This window comes from Streptomyces sp. NPDC003038 (assembly GCF_040611115.1).
GTDB lineage: Bacteria > Actinomycetota > Actinomycetes > Streptomycetales > Streptomycetaceae > Streptomyces.
In genome coordinates this window covers 422,753-439,563 of sequence record NZ_JBEXNN010000002.1, presented here as the reverse complement: position 1 = coordinate 439,563, position 16,811 = coordinate 422,753, and the positions used below count along the sequence as shown (strand labels likewise).

The following is a 16,811-nucleotide window of genomic DNA, read 5'->3' as shown; positions in this document are numbered from 1 at the left end:
CACCCCGTACCGGCCCCGCCGGCTCCCCCCGCCCATTCCGGACTGGTGTTCGACCGACAAGGATCACAGCATGGCCCTGACACAACGTGGCTGGCTATCCACTTCCGTTGAAGTCCCGACACGTTTCCGGATAGCGGACACCGGCTTGCGGCTTCACTGTCTCGCACGGGCGTTGCGCACCGTTTGTGAGGGAGCCTCCCCGTACGCCGCGCGGTAATGGCCGGTGAATCGGCCCAAGTGCGTGAACCCCCAGCGCAGAGCCACCTCGGTGACGGTCTCCGCGGTGTGGCCGTAGGCGACGGCGAGGAGGTCACGGCGGGCGCGGACCAACCGCGCGCTGCGCAGATACGCGAGCGGACTGACGGCCAGGTGTGTCCGGAAGCCCTCTCTCAGACTCCATACGCTCACCCCGGCGGCCTGCGCCATATCGGCCACCGATATCGGTTCGTGGGCATGGTCGCCGCAGAAGTCCGCAGCGCGTCGCACCGCGGCGGGCAGGGCCCCCGGGCCGCGGCCCGCCACCGCATCGACGAGCGTGTGCGGCTGTGCGTCCAGCAGCCCGTTCACGAGGAGTTGCTCGAAATGCAGTACCGCCAGGGGGGAACGGACGGCGAGGGCGGAGTCGGCGAACTCGGCGAAGTGCTTCACCAGACCCAGCCACGCCCTGACCGGCTCCGACCGCTCGTCAAGTACGGGCGCGAAGCGCAGGGCCCTCCCCGGCTGGTCGCCGAGCCGGAGGCCGAGAGCCTGGTCGACCATCGGACGCGGGATGATCAGGACCCGGTTCACGCTGTCCTGGTTCCAGCGCATCGATATCCTCTGTCCCGGTCCGATGATGCTGAGCGGCGAGGAGAGCGCCTCCCCGTTCACGGTGACGGCGCCGCCGCCGGCGAGCGGGACGTGAATGTTGTAGAAGTCCAACGGCCCTGCGGGCGTGACCTCGACGTCGGCGCCGTACGCCAGCTCGTACAACCCGAACTTCCCTTGATGGGCGCACCGGAAATGACCGTCGAGTGGGTGATCGGCCAGCACCGACATGCGGTTCGGCCCGAACCTCGTGCTGATCAAGTCATGCAGCTCCTCCACGTCGCTCCCTCGGAAGAGGAGACCCTGCTCTCCTGGGGCCGCATCCTCTAAATCGGTATCGCCCATGACAGACATACGCCTCACTCGTGTGGTGGTTGGGATCTCGACAAGCCGCCCGCGTTCGACTCCCCGGGGTGGCGTCGACCCGCGCGGCCTCGCGGGAGTGGGTGCGGCCGAAGTACCGCCGCCGCACCACAGGCCGTCGCTGCCGGGGGCCTTGGGGCCTCGTCGTCGGCTAAAGGCCGGGGGATGCTGCCTGCCGCGCTCCCTGTCCCGGCGGGTCCGCGCGGCGCAGTCCGTGAAGTGCCGGGCATGGAAGGGGTGGAGCGGTCGTGCTCGATGGCCGAGGCCCGCACCCGCAGGGTGAGGACCGCCGCCGGACGGGGCTCAGTTGAGGTCGGTGGCGAAGAGCTCCAGATGTCCGCACTGCTGACAGCGGTAGGCGTCGATCTGGCGGCGAGGCCGCCCCATCCGCTTCGCCCCGCCGAACAGGCCCCGCTCCAACGGCCCAGCGATCCACCGGGCGTAGCCGCGAGCGGACTCGCCGGAGTCCTCGACGAACCCCGGCTCCAGGCTGCCGGCAGCGCCGCAATAGGTGCACCTCATATCGCTCACCAGGCCAGTGTACGAACGGCCGGCTCGCCGACGGCATGGAGACGTGGCGTACTGCGCAGACTCATGCCGCGTGACCACGTGAAGCGGACCTTGTACGGCCAGCGCCCCCAGGGACGCCCCGACGGGCGGCGAACACAGGCCGGAGGGCCGGTACTCCTCCCCGAACGAGCGAGCGCGGGAGTACCGGCCCTCGGGCCACTCTCGCGGCGCTGCCACCGCCGCACGGGCTTCCTTAGCGGAACGTTAGATCTGCGTGCCGATCCTTGTCCGGCTACGGCGCCGGACGCATGCTCTGGATACTTCCCCGCGGCGGGGGGCGCAGGGGCAGTTCGCCGCCTCCCCGCAGGGACTTCCGCCCCCTCAGGGACTTCCGTCTGGAGCCGCCATGTCTTCGTCCGCCGTCATGTCCAAGTCGCCGCCCGGGGACGAGCGCAAGAAGCGCCGTCTCGCTCTGATCGGCGGGTCGCTCGGCAACCTCGTCGAGTGGTACGACTGGTTCGTCTACGCCAGCTTCGCGATCTACTTCGCCGACTCCTTCTTCCCCGGCGACAACCCGACCACGCAGCTGATGAACACGGCGGGGATCTTCGCGGTCGGCTTCCTGATGCGCCCCGTCGGCGGGTGGGTCCTCGGCCGCGCCGCCGACCGGCACGGCCGCAAGAGCGCGCTCACGCTCACCGTCACCATGATGTCGGTGGCCGCCCTGCTGATCGCGGTCGCCCCGACCTACGGGCAGGCCGGCTACTTCGGCGCGCTGGTGCTGCTGCTCGCGCGGCTGCTCCAGGGGATGAGCATCGGCGGCGAGTACGCGGCCAGCGCCACCTATCTCACCGAGGCGTCGGCCCGCAATCGGCGCGGCCTGGGCTCGTCCTTCCAGTACGTGTCGATGACCTGCGGGCAGCTGCTGGGTCTCGGCATCCTGATCACGTTGCAGCACACGCTGACGACGGCCCAGTTGGAAAGCTGGGGCTGGCGGATTCCGTTCGTCCTCGGGGCGCTGTTCGCGGTGGTCGTCTTCTGGCTGCGGCGGCGGCTGCAGGAGACCGACGCGTTCAAGGAGGAGTCGTCGGGCGAGGACGCTCATGACGACAGCACGCGCGGCACGCTGAAGGCCCTGTGGCAGTACCGGCGCCAGGCGGGCCTGGTCATGGCGCTCACGCTCGGCGGCACCGTGGCCTATTACACGTACACCACCTACCTCACCAAGTATCTGGTCGGCAGCGCCGGCATGGAGAAGACGACCGCCACGCTGGTCAGCTTCACTGCACTGACCCTCTTCGCCGTCCTGCAGCCTTTCGCCGGAATGCTGTCCGACCGGATCGGCCGCCGTCCCCTGCTGATCACCTTCGCTGTGGGCTGCACCGTCGGCACGTACCCGATCATGACGGCTCTCGGGTCGGCGTCCTCGTACTGGTCCGCGCTGGGTCTCTCCCTGCTGGCCCTGGTGATCATCACCGGCTACACCTCGATCAACGCGGCGGTCAAGGCCGAGCTGTTCCCGACCCGGGTGCGGGCCCTGGGCGTGGCGCTGCCGTACGCGATCGCCAACGCGCTCTTCGGCGGCACAGCGGAGTATGTGGCGCTGTGGTTCAAGAGCAGTGGCCACGAGACGATGTTCTTCTGGTACGTCTCCGGGTGCGCACTGATCTCCCTCGTGACCTACGTTCTGATGCCGGACACCCGCAATGTCGCGCTCAGCCGCGCCGAGGCCGAGGCCGATGCCGATGCCGAGCAGGTCAACGGCCAGCGCCACGGCCAGGATCAGCCGGCGGCTCCCGCCGAGGCCGCGCGCTGATCTGCCCCGGTGACCTGGGACGGCGGCTCCCGTAAGCTGCTGCCCCCGGTCGCGGGTCAAGAGTCACGAGGTACGTGTCACGGGTCACGGGTCACGCACGGGTCACGGGTCACGGGTCACGGGTCACGGGTCACGGGTCACGGTCACGGGTCACGAGGGAACTGTCTATGCACGCGCTTCTCGTCGAGGACGACGACCGCATGGCCCAGGCCCTCGGCACCGCCCTCGCCCAGCGCGGTCACACCGTCCGCAGGGTCGGCCGTGCCCTGGACGCCCTGCGGCACGTCCGCGAGGCCGAATTCGTCCTGCTCGATCTGGGCCTGCCCGACCTGGACGGGCTGGAACTGCTGCGGCGGCTGCGTACCGTCTGCGACGCTCCGCTGATCGTCGTGACCGCGCGCTGCGAGGAGCGCGACATCGTGCAGGGCCTGCGGGCGGGCGCCGACGACTATGTCGTCAAGCCGTTCCGGATGGCCGAGCTGATGGCCCGTATCGACACCGTACGCCGCCGGACGGGCGCGCACTCCGGCCGTTCGGGCGCCGGCCCTGCGGACACCGGCGGACGGGCCGTGCGCACCGGAGACGTCGAGGTCGACCTGGCGGGCCGCACCGTCACCGTGGCGGGCACCGAAGTGCGGTTGACGCGCCGGGAGTTCGATGTGCTCGCCTTCCTGGCCGCCCGCCCGGACGAGGTGCATTCCCGCGAGGTGATCCTGGACCGGATATGGGGTGACGTCTTCCTCGCCGCCTCCCGCTCACTGGACGTCCATGTGGCGGGCATCCGCGCCAAGACCGGCCGCTCCGGCCTGGTGCGTACCGTCCGCGGGTTCGGCTACCAGCTCGGCTCCCCGTCCCCGCACGACGGGCGGGACGGCGAGCGATGAGGCGCAGGCTCCTTGCCGTGCTGATGGTGTTCATGGGGGCAGCGGCGCTGCTGCTCTGCGTCCCCCTGGCCGACGCCTACGCTCGCGGACGGACCGAACACCTGCTGTTGCAGCGGCGCTCGGAAGCGGTGCGGTTCGCCGATCTCGCCGAGCGGATGCGCACCGACGCCGACCGGGCGGAGCTCCTCGCCGAGATCAGCCGGTACGCCCAGCTGTACGGAGCCGGGGTGGTCGTGGTCGACACGGCGGGAGCGACCATCGCGCGGGCCGGAGCGGGGCCCTCTTCGGAAACCCCCGCGGCAGCCCCCACGGGCGCAGCCACGGACGCCACCACCGCCGCCACCGGCACCACCGACACCCGCACCGGCACCGGCACCGGCACCCAGTCGAACGCCCCGGCCGATTCGGCGGACGCCCGTCGCCGCGCCCTCACCGGCCGCTCCACCGACCGGCTGCCCACCATCCGCCCCTGGGGCCCGAAGACCGTCGTGCTCGCCGAGCCGGTGGGCCGGGACGAGCGGGTCAGCGGAGCAGTCCTGTTGGCCGCGCCCACCGATGCCGCCCGCCGGGACGTGACGGTCCGCTGGGCGCTCATCGCCGCGGGGGCGGCCGCCGCCTTCGCGGCGGCGGCCCTGGTCGCGGCGGGCATCGCACGCTGGCTGATGCGCCCGGTCCTCGACCTGGACCGGGCGGTGGAGGGCCTGACTGCCGGCAGCCTCCAGGCACGGGCCGTCTCCGACACCGGGCCGCCGGAACTGCGCCATCTGCGGCAGCACTTCAACACCATGGCGGAAGCCGTGGCGGCCTCCATCGGCCGCCAGCGCGACTTCGTCGCCGATGCCTCCCACCAACTGCGCAATCCGCTGGCCACTCTGGTGCTGCAGCTGGAGAACGTCGAACCGCACATCGCTCCCGGTCCCGGCCGGGCCGAGCACACCCGCGCCCTGGACGAGGCTGAACGCCTGGAGGAGCTGCTCGACGGCCTGCTGGCCCTGGCACGGGTGGAATCCGGCACGGTGGAGCTGAGGGAGCAGGACGTGTCGCAGGCGGTACGGGAACGGGTGAAGGCCTGGACCCCGGTCTTCCGCCACGCCGGACTGGAACTGAGGGACACCGGCCTTCCGGACGACCTGCGGGCACGGGCACTGCCCGACGCGGCGGGCCGGATCCTGGACACGGTCCTCGACAACGCCGTCAAGTTCGTGCCGCGCGACGGCCGCGTCGAGGTGTGGGCCGGGCACGGCGCGGACGGGGATGCCGTCGTACGGGTCGCCGACGACGGGCCGGGAGTGCCGGATGACCAACTGCCGCTGCTGCTACGGCGTTTCGCGCGCTGCCCCGAGCACCAGAACGTTCCCGGCAGCGGGCTGGGACTGGCCATCGCCCGCGTGAGCGGCGGCCGGCTCGCCGTCACCGGCAATACGCCGCACGGCCTGGTCGTCGAGCTCCGGCTCCCCTCCTCGTGACGGCTCAGCCGTACAGCGACCGGTAGTACGCGACCGCGCCCGGGTGGAGCGGCACTTCCCCGGTCGAGATGGCGAAGCGGGGCTCCAGCCGCGCCCCCGCGGTCACCTCCCGCAGCAGGTCACGCCACCGGTCGAAGACGACGTGGAGGAGGTCGCGCACGGCACTCCGGGGTACGTCCGCACGGGCCAGGAGGTAGTTGCCGACCCCGACGGTTTCCACCGGCTCTGTCAGCCCGTACGCTCCGGCCGGCAGCGTGACGGCCGTGTAGACAGGGCCGTAGCGCTCCCGCAGGGCGCCCACGTAGCCGTCCAGCGGCAGAAACCGCAGTGGCAGCTCGCCCGCCAGCCCCGACAGCGTCGGCGTGGGTACGCCTCCGGACCAGAACAACGCGTCGACCGTTCCCTCGCGCAGCGCCTTCGCCGACGCTGCGAGCCCGAGGTCCCGCTCGTCTGCCGGCGAGGGGCCGCCGCTCAGCCCGGCCGCCCGCAGGACGCGTCCCGCCACCACCTGCACCCCCGACCCCTCCGCACCCGCTGCGACCGGACGCCCGGCGAGGTCGTTCACGGACCGCACGGGCCCGGCCGCCGGTACGAGGAGGTGGGTGTAGTTCACGTAGACCCGGGCCAGCGCCGTCACCGCGGCCGGCCGGGAGAACGGCTGACGCCCCAGCACCGCGTCCTCGGCGACGTCCGCCATGGCCAGCGCCAACTCGACGGAGCCGTCGTCCAGCTTCCGCAGGTTGTTCACGCTCGCTGCGGTGCTCACCGGGACGATCTCCAGTCGGCGGCCGCTCGCGGAGACGGCGTGCGTCAGGGCCTTACCGAAGGCGTTGTACGGACCGCCCTCCGGCCCTGTCGCCAGCCGCAGTCGCCGCACCGGCCCGGAGGCCGCAGAGCATCCGGCCGACGCCGATGCCGATGCCGTCGCGGCCGCGGCCGCGACGGCCCCGAGCCCGGCGCGCATCACCCGTCGGCGGCTGAACTCTGCGCTGTTCACGCCGGAAGCGTAGCCAGTGCCCGCGGCCCGCCGGGCTGGGCTCCATCACTTCCTCTCTGGTGCGGCGGTGGCAGGGGACCTCGCTTGAGTCGGCGAATGAGTCGGCGAAGGCCCTGGTCGCGCGGCGGTTCCAGGCGCCGCGCTGGAGGGCCTGACCCGGATGGCTCATCTCCGGGCTGATGCGGGGGGAGGTGGGGCCGGGAGGGATACGGATATCCGTATCCCTCTTCGCACAGCCACCCACCGGGAGACATCGATGAGCCGTATCAACCGACGTGACCTCGCTCTGCTGACCCTGCGGGTGGGCACCGGAACGGTGCTCGTGGCACACGGGGCGCAGAAACTGTTCGGCTGGTTCGGCGGCGGGGGCCTGGCGGGGACGGCGGCCGCGATGGAGCACATGGGTTTCCGGCCCGGGCGCCAGAGCGCGATCGCCGCCGGACTGGGTGAGGCAGGTGGCGGGGTACTACTGGCGCTGGGCCTGGCCACTCCCGCTGCCGGCGCCGCGGCGGCGGGAGCCATGGCGGGGGCCGTCGCGGTCCACGCGCCCGCCGGGTTCTTCGCCCAGAAAGGCGGGTACGAGTATCCCGCCTTCCTCGGTTTCACCGCAGCCACCATCGGCCTCGCCGGGGCCGGCCGCTATTCCGTCGACCACGCCGCCGGTCACCGCTTCGACCAGCCGTGGACGCTCGTACTGGCCTTCGCGGGCAGCGCGCTGGCGGCGGCCGCGGTGGTCGGGAAACGTGCCCGGGCACAGGCGGCGGCCGCCGAGGAGTAGTGCGGGCGGAGCGGCCGTGCGGACGGGGCCGCTGCCCGTACCGGGGCGTGGCGTGGTGTTGACCGGTCGGCGAGGAACGGGCGGCTCCCGCTGCCGGCAGCCGCCCGCTCGTCCGTCCGTTCGTCCGTTCGTCCGTTTCTGCTCTCGGGCCGATCCGGCGTTACGGCGCCATCTCGTACGCCCCGGCGAGTGCCTCTACACGCGCCCAGACGCGTGCCGAACGGTCGGCGTCGACGATCGGGCGCCGGACCGCGCCGAGCGCCCAGCTCTGCTGGTCCGTGGTGGCGGAGTCCTTGCCGTACAGCTCGACCGCGTGCGAGGAGAAGTCCCGCACGAGGACGGCGAACAGTTCGTCGAGCACGTCTTCGTCCAGACCGGACAGGCGCGCCTGCTCCAGGATCAGCTGGCCGTGCACGACCAGTGCGAACAGCTGGCCCACGGCCAGGAGGAGATCGAGGTCGCGGCTCTGCTCCTCGCCGGGGGCGGCCGTCGTGACGAACTCGCACAGGGCGTCGGCCTGCTCGCGGAAGCGGCCGACGTTGGGCACGGCGGCATACGCGTCGTAGGCGGTGCGCCAGTCGTGGAAGCGTACGGAGCCCAGCCCGCGAGCCGGCCCCTGGCGGAAGAGGAACGCGTCGTCGGCCGCGTCGAGGCGGGTCGGCACGGGCGCGTACTCGGCCGGTTCCAGGAGGTGGTTGCGCATGAACTTGAGGATCAGCGCGAGGTTGACGTGGACCGTGCCCTCCAGCTTCGGCAGCCCGCGGATCTCGACGGCCGCCTGGGCGAAGTAGGTGTCCTTCTCGAAGCCCTTGGCCGCGATGACGTCCCACATGAGGTCGATGACCTTCTCGCCCTCCGTGGTTACCTTCATCTTGGTCATCGGGTTGAAGAGGAGGTAGCGGCGGTCGTCGGGTCCGGCCGAGCGGAAGTAGTCGACGGCGCGGTCGCTGAACAGCTTCATTCCGACGAGGCGGACGTACGCGTCGGTCAGCTCGCGGCGCACGTGCGGGAAGGCGGTGACGGGCCGTCCGTAGAGGATTCGGTTGTGCGCGTGGGTGACGGCCTCGTACATCGCGTGCTCGCAGATGCCGATCGACGCGGTGCAGAGGTTGAACTTGCCGACGTTGACGGTGTTGAGGGCGGCGTCGAAGGCGGCGCGGCCGGTGTGCAGGACGTCGTCGGCACCGACCGGGTAGTCGTCAAGGCGGAACTCGCTGACGTACTTCGAGGAGTCGACGACGTTCTTCACGAGCCGGTACGCCGGGTGGCGGCTGTCGGCGGCGAAGAAGACGTAGCCGTCGGGGCCCTCGACGTCGGTACGGCGGCCGAAGACGGATACCAGACCGGCGGCGTTTCCGTTGCCGATGTAGTACTTGGAGCCGCTGGCCCGGAAGCCGCCGTCACCGTCGGGCTCCAGCAGCATGTCGGTGGAGTAGATGTCGGCGCCGTGGGCCTTCTCGGACAGGCCGAAGGCGAACACCTCGCCTTGGGACAGGAGTTCCGCCGCGCGACTGCGGGCGGCGGCGTTGTCGCTCTGCCAGACGGGGCCGAGACCGAGGATGGTGACCTGCCACGCGTACCAGTAGTCCAGGCCGTAGAAGCCGAAGATCTCGTTGAGGGCGGCGATCCGTGCGGTGTCCCAGCGCTTGTCCGGCTCCTCCTGACCGGCGGCGGGGGCCGGAGTCAGGAACGTCGCGAAGAGCCCCTCCTTCGCGGAGAACGCGAGGAAGTCCGCCAGCCAGGCACGGGAGCGGTAGTCCTCGATCAGCCGGCGCTTGCCGCGGTCCTCGAACCAGTCGACGGTGGCGCGCAGCAGCCTGCGGGTCTCGGGGTCGAAGTGCGCGGGGTCGTAGGTGCGCGGGTTGAACAGCAGCGGGTCGGTCATGGGTGGTCACCTTTCGGGTCGAGGGATCGAGGGGGCGAGGGGGCGAGGGGGCGGGAGGTCGAGGGGGCGGGAGATCGAGGGATCGGAGGTGAGGGCTGAGAGGTGGTGCTGAGTCGCCGGCTGCGGGGAGTGTCGGGCCGTGCGGAGGGCGGGGCCGGCCTGCTTTCCGATGCCTGCGGCGGGTACGGAGGGCGCCGGCGCCGGGAATGTGGCACCGGACCGTCTGGCGCCGAACTGTCTGGCGCCGACGGCGCCGCTCCGCACCGGTTCAGCGCTCGGCAAGCCGTTGGAGCGTGGCGAGCACGTCCTGGAGCCAGGCCAACGTCATCCGCTCGTAGGCGATGCCGCCTCGGAGTACGACGTGCTGGAGCTCCCGCCCGGCGTCTGACGCTGCGGGAACGTCCGGGCCGGTGAAGTCCCGCAGCTCTCCCGCGAGGTAGTGCGTGAGCTGGTCGGTGTGCGCCCGGTGGTGCCGCTCGACCTCGCGGATCAGCGCGGCCGGGTCGTCGAAGGCCGCGCCGCGGATCTTCACCGCGAGCTCGTGCCGGACGCTGTCGGGCTGGATCGGCTCGTGGAGCCAAGCGGAGAGGGCGGCCCGGCCGGCCGCGGCGACGGAGTACTCCTTCTTGTCCGGCCTCCCCTGTTGTGGCACTTCAAGGACGTCGACCCAGCCGTCGCCCTCCATGCGTTTGAGCACGCGATAGATCTGCTGGTGGGTGGCGGTCCAGAAGTAACCGATGGACCGGTCGAACCGACGGGCCAGCTCATAGCCGGAACCCGGCTTCTCCAGCAGAGAGACGAGGATCGCGTGCTCAAGCGCCATACCCAGATCCTTCTATGCAACTTGTTGCATAGACAAGCGCTACCACCCCGGTGAGACACGTCTCACCCCGCCCGGCGCCGCCGATTGTTGGGCACTGCCGGGCCGAGCTCCGTTCGGTGCTCCTGCGCGGCCGGGTCCAGAGGCGTGAGAACGGGGGCCACCGCCAGGTCGTCCACCTCCAGGGCGGGGCCCGGCGGACGGCTGAGCCCCCTCAACGAGCTCGGCGTCGGCGTGGGCGTCAGCGTCGGCGTCGGCGACCTCCGTACGCGCAAGCTCGGTCAGCGGCCGCCCTGTTCAGCGTCGGCGATGTACGGCTGGTCGTCACCGAGCCCGGCGAGGGCCCAGGCAAGGGCGTGCTCCTCGGCGGACAGGCCCAGCGTGCTTCCCTCGGCCTCCAGTTGCTGGCGCAGTCGGCGCTGCTGGTCCGCGTGGGTGCGCAGCGCGGTGCGGGCCTCGTCAGCGGTGACGCCGAGGGCGGCGGCCACCTCGTTCCAGGTGGCGCCCAGCAGCGCCGCCTCGTGGATCCGGTTGCCGTAATGGGCAGTGACGGTGCGGCGAATCGCCTCGCCCAAGGCCAGGCGAGCCAGCGCGTCCTGAGCGCTGCCCCGCTCGGCGTTGCGGTCGAAGTCCGCCGGCAGCGCGTTGTTGGACAGCCGGTCACCGTGGTCGTCGTAGCGCTCGGCCAGCCAGGCCAGCGGCAAGCCGTCCGGCAGGTCGTCGGGCGTGCGGACGGGAAGCTCCTGGAAGTTCTTGCGCGCATCGGTGCTCATGGGGCGGGGTCTCCTCGACGGCCGGACGGGTGGGAGAGCGGACGAGCCGGGACATCGGGATGGACCGAGCCCTTCCCATGCCCCTTGCCATGCCCATGATGCCCCGCCGTAACCCGGGGCCGGAGGCCAGGCCGCCCCCGCGGGGCGGCTGACCGCCGGCCGGCGGTCCTTCCGGGCCTGGCCGGCACGCTGGCAGCCACGTCCCGCGAGAGGTGTCAGGGGCCGTACCGCGGATCAGGAAGAGCGTAGGCGCAGATGCGTCGTGAGGTGGTGCTGCAGAGGCTGACCCACCGCCGCCATGTCCTGAACCACCGTCATTTCCCCGGCGTGGAGGGTGTACCGGCGCCGTGTGCCGGTGACCTCCTTGGCCAGGGGGGTGAGGGCCACGTCCTTGGTTTCGATCTCGATCTCCGCATCGGACACGTGCCCGACGTACGTCTCGACGATGCCGGTGGGGTGGGCGAGTACGACTTCCAGGCCGGCATCGGGGGTCACCCGCCACCACCCCGTCTCGCGCCCGGCCGGGCGGATCGGGGCCCCGGACTCGTCGATCAGCCATGCACGTGCCTCGTAGCGCAGGAACGGGCGGCCGTCGTGGCTGAAGGTGATCTCCTGCTCGTACTGGAAGTCTTGCTCAAGCGTCGGATACTGGCCCCGCCCCCGGCCGTGCCAGCGCCCCAGCAGAGGCAGCACCGGCCGCAGCAGGGGGTGCGGATCGGGTCCCTCCCCGAGGACGTGGCTGTCGGGGTACGGATTCTCCTGCGGCGACTCGATCACGTTTCACCTTGCCTGTCTGCGTATCCCCCGGCGGTGCGCAGCCTAGCGTGACGTGTGCGGTCCCTTGCTGTTGGCTCCCTCGCCGGTCCCATCGGTTCCGGCGGTCCCGGCTGCTGGCCCCGGCTCCGGTGCCCAAGGGCACGGTCGTACCTCATCAACGCGAGGACGGCGCGGCCCGGAGTAGTCCTCAGGCCACGCCCTCCTCGTCTCTGCTCTGGCTCGTTAGCGCCAGTCGATGGCGCCGCCCACGCAGCCAGCGTTGTAGAGCGGGTTGCCCCCGACGACACCGGCGGACATCTCGCAGGCGCCGTAGTGAACGGATCCGCCGTTCGGCTGGTCGTCGTCCGTACCGTGGGCCACGGCGGCGGCAGCGCCACCGAGGACCAAGGTGGCGACGAAGGTGGCTGTGGTGACTGCGGCCCGGATGCGCATGACTGCTCCTTAAGGGAGTGAAGGGGTACTGGGCTCCTCAGAGATCACCTCTGCGGAGGGCGGCGAAACACCCCGTGGGTCGAATGGACGAGCGAGTCACGGTCCAGGTTGCGAAGGCCGACTTTCCGCGGAGGCCCACCTTCCGACGACTGCGGTTGTCCCTCCGCGCCCGTGCCAACCGGCCCAGGACGGCATCGGCAGGCACCCGACAGCCGCCTGCCCGCACGACCGCGTACTTTCCCGCCGGGGCGGCAAGACGCCGGAATGGCCTCACACCAGACAGTGAAGTCTTCCCGGCGCGCCTGGGGGCCGGCGGAGCACGCGGCGAAGGCACGAGCCCCACGGCCCTGCGCCCCCTCCCGCCTCCTTCTACCCGCCCAAGCGGTCGAGCTGGGCGTCACCCGCATCGCTGCCGCCCGGGCCGGCTGGCAGCGGCCAGCGCAACCTCGGGCTCTCCCAGTGCAGCGGCAGCGCGGTGAACGTCGCGGCCCCCTGATGAACGCCCCGGCGGCCCTCCTGGTCGACAAGCCCATCAGCGCGCTGAACCACGGTCTCGGTCCGAGACAGTACCGAGCGGAGCCGGACCGCCACATGGCCGGGCTCGCCATCGACTGGAACAGCACTTATGCGGAGGCTCTAGCCATTGATGTCGAGCGCCGTTCCTCACACGACCATCCGCACACAGCACGGCGTCCGCCAGCTCGAACAGCTCATCGCGCCGGGCAGTCAGACACGAATAGCACTCGCTCCGGAAGCGTGACGCTTCCGAACGCTTCCCTGCGGACATCGTCAGGCGGCAGACTCACCGTCACGGCCTTCGTCGTGGTCACGTGCACCTTGGTCGGAGCACGTGATCAGACGGAGGCCGCCCGCACGTCCGGCGAATAACCAGGTGAGCTACCCAGTTCGAGGTGCCGGTCGAGGCCGCAGGCTCAATCTGAGTGCCCGATCGGCTCAAGTGGAGGCGGACAGCCGGGCAGCGGCGGGCTCCCAAGGCTGCGGCTCACCCGCCTCAGTGTCCTCGAATGCCTCCGCCTCGTACCACCCGGTGCCAGAGAGCCACGTCTCCAGCCACGCGTCCAGGCTCCCGGCATCGACGTACCAGGCGTGCTCCCAGCCGTCCTCGCCGGCGTTCGGCTCGAAGAGCAGTACGGTTCCCGCCTCACTCTGGCAATCCACGGCAGCGAACATCCCGCAACCCCAGGTCAAGATCGGCAGAATCCCGGGCGGCCCGTGCGGATCATCCTCACCCGCCGACTGAGCTCGCTCGGTACGGAATGCCTCGACGGCAGTCTGTCCCTGCCCCACCAACGGAAAGAGCTGGTAGCCAGGGCCGAAGCCGCCATTGGCGACCTCTCGATACAGCCTGGCGAGCAGAGGGGGCAGTGCCATACCCAGAGCGGCTTCTGCAGAAGCCAGCTCCTCCTCGGTCACAGGAGAAGTCAGTGCCTCCGCTTCCGAACCAACGCGCTTTGCTGCCCGCTCCACAAGATCACCGAGTTCTGCCACGCCTGTGATCCTGCCAGCCACCGCTGACAACCCATCGAACGCCCCAAGGTTAAAGAACAAGCTGAGCTTGTTCTTTAACCTCGCGTGCTAGCTACGCGGGCCGTTGCTGATACACGAGGACAGGAACGTTTGGGGCAAAGGCGTCGACTGCGGTCTGCAGGCGCTCGGTGTCAAGACGCCAGAGGTTGACGGGTCGGCTAGCACGGAGGAGTGCATACTCGACGTGCGGTACCGTGCGCTCCGCCTGCTCGGGGGACATGATGCGGTTCGGCCCCGGTAGTTCTGGGGTTCCCGCACGGCGGTGGACGCCGATGTAGTTGATTGGGGTGCCGGCCGTGTGCTGCTGCCAGAGGACTATGGACGTGATGTCCTCCCACGGCACGAACGCTGTCTGCGCCTTGTAACGAGCCGGCGCACCGCCGAGTAGGACGCCTGCGCTGTCGGCTCGGAATGCGACCAGACGTTTCCACCCGGCTCGGGACAGGAGTTGGAAGGGGCTGCGGGTGAAGTGCGTCTCGTAGACGGCGGGATGCTGATCAACCATGGCTAGAGGCTACCGAAACGGTCCTGTCTCGTACCGGCGCCCGAGGGCGCAGGCCATCGGTGCGCTGGCGAAAGCTGCTCGACGGGATCCGCCGACCGGTGTCGGCCGGACCCGCTGGCGGGATCTGCCGCCGGAGTACGGACCCTTGGCAGACGGTCCACGGGGAGCTGTGCCGCTGCCGGCCCGCAGGCGGAGCACCTGCCTCCGGGTGTGGTCGCAAGGGCCGCCATACGTATCCGGCCCGTAGGGGTGTGCCCCGGACGGAAGGCCCGCGTCCGGCGCAGCCACAGCAGGGGCAGGCATGACTCGTGCACCACGGTCGGCAGCCGAAATGGTGCGGACCGTCACGGTGCGTGTCAGCGTGATCCCGGAAGAATCCGCACCCCACACAACACGAGGAGTCGCCGTCATGGGCGGTATGCAGGACAAGCGCCACGAGCCGGGCAAGGGCCGCGAGGAGCAGGAGCGCCTGCGGCGCCCCGGCCAGGACCCGGTCCACCCGGAGCCCAGCCAGCCGTCGCGCGGGAAGAGCCCCGGCGAGAGCAAGCGGCGCCGCGAGGAAGACCTGCTGGGAGAAGAGCCCGGCGTGCGTGACGAGGAACTCTGACCCGCTGCTGAGCGGTTACCAGTGACGGCCGGCCGGTCACGACCACGAGACGTCGAGCGGCAGAACTCGTGTGAACGACAGCCATGGCCCGGCCGGGGCCGCCCCTCTCGTCGGCGACGTTCGTGCCGAAGCCGAAGCCGAAGCCGAAGCGAAGCCGAAGCTCCGGTGGGAGGCGATCGAGCCGTTGTCCTCGATTGACGTGATCACCTTCTGCCGCCGTGCACCACGACGTTCCGCGGCCTCGGCCAACCCACCGGGGCCCGCGGGCGTCGTCCCGCGTAGCTCCGGTGCCTGGGTCAGCGACCGGATCGGCGACCATGACGCTCCGCGTCTCGGGTCCCCAGTGACCGTGTCGCCCGAGCCGACCGAGCCCAACAGCACCCTGGCGCTGCCGGGCGGCGGCCGGATCCTCGTCAACGAGTGGTCACCGACGCCCGGAGCGGACACGGGCCTGACAAGTCGAGGCCGCGCACTTCGTAGTACGGGGCCTCCCACCCGTACAGGCCGGTACGGGGCATGGGTCAGCGGAGGTTGCTCTTGAGCGCCGCGATGTACTTGCCGATCGAGTGGTCACGCACGCCGTCACTGGCGGGAGCGAACGGATCGGCCGTCAGCCCCTTCGCCCGGTCCGCGAGGCCTCCCAGCAGCGTGGTCGACTCACGGACCTTTCCGGAGGCGTCGATGTAGCGCAGGGTGTCGACGTGGGTGTAGGCGGGCTCGGGTGGGAGTTGGGGGACGATGTCGTTGTTGTTGACGAAGCGGTGGATTCGTTTGGCCAGGCCCTTGTTGCAGGCAGCGGCAAGGAGGCGGTCGCAGGTACGGGGCTGGCCGAAGGTGTAGATGCCGTCGGCGGTGAGTTTTGGGTCCTCAAGGTGGAGGCGTGCGCCGGCAAGCATGGCGAGGGCGCCGCCGAGACTGTGGCCGGTCAGCCACACGCTCTGCCCGTTGGTGCGGAACTCGGCGATGGTGTCTTTGACCTCGGGGTAGACGGATTCGAGGGCTTCGCCGAAGCCGTAGTGGATGTAGCCCGTCTTCCCCGGGCCCGGCCACGGCGGGGTCGTGGCGTCGGAGAGCCAGTCGCGGATCTGAGCCGGCTCGGTCCCGCGGAACGCGGTGATGATCATGTGATCGCTGGCCATGGTGAAGGCCTGCGTGTCTTGCAGCGGGAACGGCGGGGTGAACCGGGTGTGGTGATGACGCACTCGGTCAAAACCCCACTCCCGGGCCTTCTCCTCGATGACGGGCTCGGCCTTGTAGGCCACATCGGCTACCTGGGCCAGGCAGTACGCGTGCGCGACGCTGTAGTCCTTGGTGTGGTGGTCGATCGCAGTAGGGACAGACACAGAAGGGTCCTCTCAGGAGTAGTCGGCGGTTCGGAAGCCTCGACAGCCGAAACGGCAGGTGCAGGTACAGGTGCAGCAGGGCCTGGTACGGAGGCGAATGCTTGGGCGGCCGGCCCCCGGCGAGGGACGAGACGCCGCCTGCTCCCAGCGGGGCGGCAGGCGCGGTGGCGGGCCCGCGCGACAGAGCCGGAACAAGCAACGCCCGCATATCACTCGTCGGCCGCGCTCGGTCGGGGGCGAGCAGCTGCGGTGTTACACGGCGCTCCCGTAGCGGACGGACGGTGGAACCCAAGGCAGTATTCCGACAGCCGCAGCAGCGCTTCCCGCTCAGCCTCGTCCGCGGCCGGGCTCCAGCGGAACTTCGTCGCCGTGCGCTGCGCCGCGCCCTTGTCCGCCTTGGGGCACATCACTTGGTGGTGACGACGATCAGTGTCGACGGGGATCACTGTCCACGGCAGGCCTGGTCGTTCGCGTACGCCTCACCCCCGGTGTGAGCAGGG

The 16,811-nt window shown here is 70.6% G+C and carries 16 protein-coding genes and 1 pseudogene; 5 read left to right on the top strand and 12 right to left on the bottom strand.

Features of this window, described 5'->3' with window-relative positions; translation table 11 throughout:
• Window positions 1-153: 153 nt before the first annotated feature.
• Window positions 154-1,068, bottom strand: coding sequence for an AraC family transcriptional regulator (locus tag ABZX75_RS04755; RefSeq protein WP_355407788.1), 915 nt, complete (start codon window positions 1,066-1,068; stop codon window positions 154-156).
• Window positions 1,069-1,473: 405 nt separating this feature from the next.
• A complete protein-coding gene (locus tag ABZX75_RS04750) occupies window positions 1,474-1,701 on the bottom strand; it encodes a hypothetical protein (protein ID WP_355407786.1) in 228 nt (75 codons plus the stop codon).
• Between the two features lie 403 nt (window positions 1,702-2,104).
• Between ABZX75_RS04750 and ABZX75_RS04745 the strand changes: the two genes are divergently transcribed.
• The 3 genes from ABZX75_RS04745 to ABZX75_RS04735 all read left to right on the top strand — a co-directional run bounded on the left by ABZX75_RS04745 (window position 2,105) and on the right by ABZX75_RS04735 (window position 5,846).
• Entirely contained in the window at window positions 2,105-3,496 is a 1,392-nt protein-coding gene (locus tag ABZX75_RS04745; protein ID WP_355407954.1) for an MFS transporter, read from the top strand.
• Window positions 3,497-3,663: 167 nt separating this feature from the next.
• On the top strand, window positions 3,664-4,380 hold the full coding sequence (locus ABZX75_RS04740; protein ID WP_355407784.1) for a response regulator transcription factor: 717 nt from the start codon (window positions 3,664-3,666) through the stop codon (window positions 4,378-4,380).
• A complete protein-coding gene (locus ABZX75_RS04735; protein ID WP_355407783.1) occupies window positions 4,377-5,846 on the top strand; it encodes a HAMP domain-containing sensor histidine kinase in 1,470 nt (489 codons plus the stop codon). The genes ABZX75_RS04740 and ABZX75_RS04735 overlap by 4 nt, the downstream gene beginning before the upstream one ends.
• A 4-nt stretch (window positions 5,847-5,850) precedes the next feature.
• Here ABZX75_RS04735 and ABZX75_RS04730 read toward each other — a convergent pair whose 3' ends face one another.
• Entirely contained in the window at window positions 5,851-6,843 is a 993-nt protein-coding gene (locus tag ABZX75_RS04730) for a TAXI family TRAP transporter solute-binding subunit (RefSeq protein WP_355407781.1), read from the bottom strand.
• A 256-nt stretch (window positions 6,844-7,099) separates the two neighbouring features.
• Here ABZX75_RS04730 and ABZX75_RS04725 point away from each other — a divergent pair, with 256 nt between their 5' ends.
• Entirely contained in the window at window positions 7,100-7,621 is a 522-nt protein-coding gene (locus ABZX75_RS04725; protein WP_355407779.1) for a DoxX family membrane protein, read from the top strand.
• A 160-nt stretch (window positions 7,622-7,781) separates the two neighbouring features.
• Here ABZX75_RS04725 and ABZX75_RS04720 read toward each other — a convergent pair whose 3' ends face one another.
• From ABZX75_RS04720 to ABZX75_RS04685, 8 genes and pseudogenes are all read right to left on the bottom strand, one after another.
• Complete coding sequence (locus tag ABZX75_RS04720) at window positions 7,782-9,506, bottom strand: acyl-CoA dehydrogenase family protein (protein WP_355407778.1); 1,725 nt, start codon at window positions 9,504-9,506, stop codon at window positions 7,782-7,784.
• A 268-nt stretch (window positions 9,507-9,774) separates the two neighbouring features.
• On the bottom strand, window positions 9,775-10,329 hold the full coding sequence (locus ABZX75_RS04715) for a PadR family transcriptional regulator (protein ID WP_355407777.1): 555 nt from the start codon (window positions 10,327-10,329) through the stop codon (window positions 9,775-9,777).
• A gap of 278 nt (window positions 10,330-10,607) precedes the next feature.
• Window positions 10,608-11,099 carry a hypothetical protein gene (locus tag ABZX75_RS04710; protein ID WP_355407775.1) on the bottom strand — a complete coding sequence of 164 codons (492 nt, stop codon included), beginning with the start codon at window positions 11,097-11,099 and terminating at the stop codon, window positions 10,608-10,610.
• A gap of 234 nt (window positions 11,100-11,333) precedes the next feature.
• The gene (locus ABZX75_RS04705; protein WP_355407773.1) at window positions 11,334-11,876 is read right to left on the bottom strand and encodes an FABP family protein; all 543 of its coding nucleotides are present in this window, start codon (window positions 11,874-11,876) and stop codon (window positions 11,334-11,336) included.
• A 222-nt stretch (window positions 11,877-12,098) separates the two neighbouring features.
• Window positions 12,099-12,308, bottom strand: a complete 210-nt coding sequence (locus tag ABZX75_RS04700; RefSeq protein ID WP_355407771.1) for a hypothetical protein — start codon at window positions 12,306-12,308, stop codon at window positions 12,099-12,101.
• Between the two features lie 658 nt (window positions 12,309-12,966).
• Window positions 12,967-13,114 (bottom strand): annotated as a pseudogene (locus ABZX75_RS04695) (transposase); the annotation flags it as partial.
• Between the two features lie 148 nt (window positions 13,115-13,262).
• A complete protein-coding gene (locus ABZX75_RS04690) occupies window positions 13,263-13,817 on the bottom strand; it encodes an SMI1/KNR4 family protein (protein ID WP_355407769.1) in 555 nt (184 codons plus the stop codon).
• Between the two features lie 91 nt (window positions 13,818-13,908).
• Window positions 13,909-14,361 (bottom strand): hypothetical protein, encoded by a 453-nt coding sequence (locus ABZX75_RS04685; RefSeq protein WP_355407767.1) that lies wholly within the window; start codon window positions 14,359-14,361, stop codon window positions 13,909-13,911.
• Window positions 14,362-14,770: 409 nt separating this feature from the next.
• Here ABZX75_RS04685 and ABZX75_RS04680 point away from each other — a divergent pair, with 409 nt between their 5' ends.
• Window positions 14,771-14,968, top strand: coding sequence for a hypothetical protein (locus ABZX75_RS04680; RefSeq protein WP_355407765.1), 198 nt, complete (start codon window positions 14,771-14,773; stop codon window positions 14,966-14,968).
• A gap of 521 nt (window positions 14,969-15,489) precedes the next feature.
• Here the strand turns inward: ABZX75_RS04680 and ABZX75_RS04675 are convergent.
• On the bottom strand, window positions 15,490-16,311 hold the full coding sequence (locus ABZX75_RS04675; protein WP_355407763.1) for a lipase family protein: 822 nt from the start codon (window positions 16,309-16,311) through the stop codon (window positions 15,490-15,492).
• Window positions 16,312-16,811 lie beyond the last annotated feature (500 nt).

Excerpts from the sequence above, each read along its gene's own strand:
- ABZX75_RS04745 (WP_355407954.1), top strand. The coding sequence starts at position 2,105 with ATGTCCAAGTCGCCGCCCGGGGACGAGCGCAAGAAGCGCCGTCTCGCT.
- ABZX75_RS04740 (WP_355407784.1), top strand. The coding sequence starts at position 3,664 with ATGCACGCGCTTCTCGTCGAGGACGACGACCGCATGGCCCAGGCCCTC.
- ABZX75_RS04735 (WP_355407783.1), top strand. The coding sequence starts at position 4,377 with ATGAGGCGCAGGCTCCTTGCCGTGCTGATGGTGTTCATGGGGGCAGCG.
- ABZX75_RS04725 (WP_355407779.1), top strand. The coding sequence starts at position 7,100 with ATGAGCCGTATCAACCGACGTGACCTCGCTCTGCTGACCCTGCGGGTG.
- ABZX75_RS04720 (WP_355407778.1), bottom strand. The coding sequence starts at position 9,506 with ATGACCGACCCGCTGCTGTTCAACCCGCGCACCTACGACCCCGCGCAC.
- ABZX75_RS04715 (WP_355407777.1), bottom strand. The coding sequence starts at position 10,329 with ATGGCGCTTGAGCACGCGATCCTCGTCTCTCTGCTGGAGAAGCCGGGT.
- ABZX75_RS04710 (WP_355407775.1), bottom strand. The coding sequence starts at position 11,099 with ATGAGCACCGATGCGCGCAAGAACTTCCAGGAGCTTCCCGTCCGCACG.
- ABZX75_RS04700 (WP_355407771.1), bottom strand. The coding sequence starts at position 12,308 with ATGCGCATCCGGGCCGCAGTCACCACAGCCACCTTCGTCGCCACCTTG.
- ABZX75_RS04685 (WP_355407767.1), bottom strand. The coding sequence starts at position 14,361 with ATGGTTGATCAGCATCCCGCCGTCTACGAGACGCACTTCACCCGCAGC.
- ABZX75_RS04680 (WP_355407765.1), top strand. The coding sequence starts at position 14,771 with ATGGGCGGTATGCAGGACAAGCGCCACGAGCCGGGCAAGGGCCGCGAG.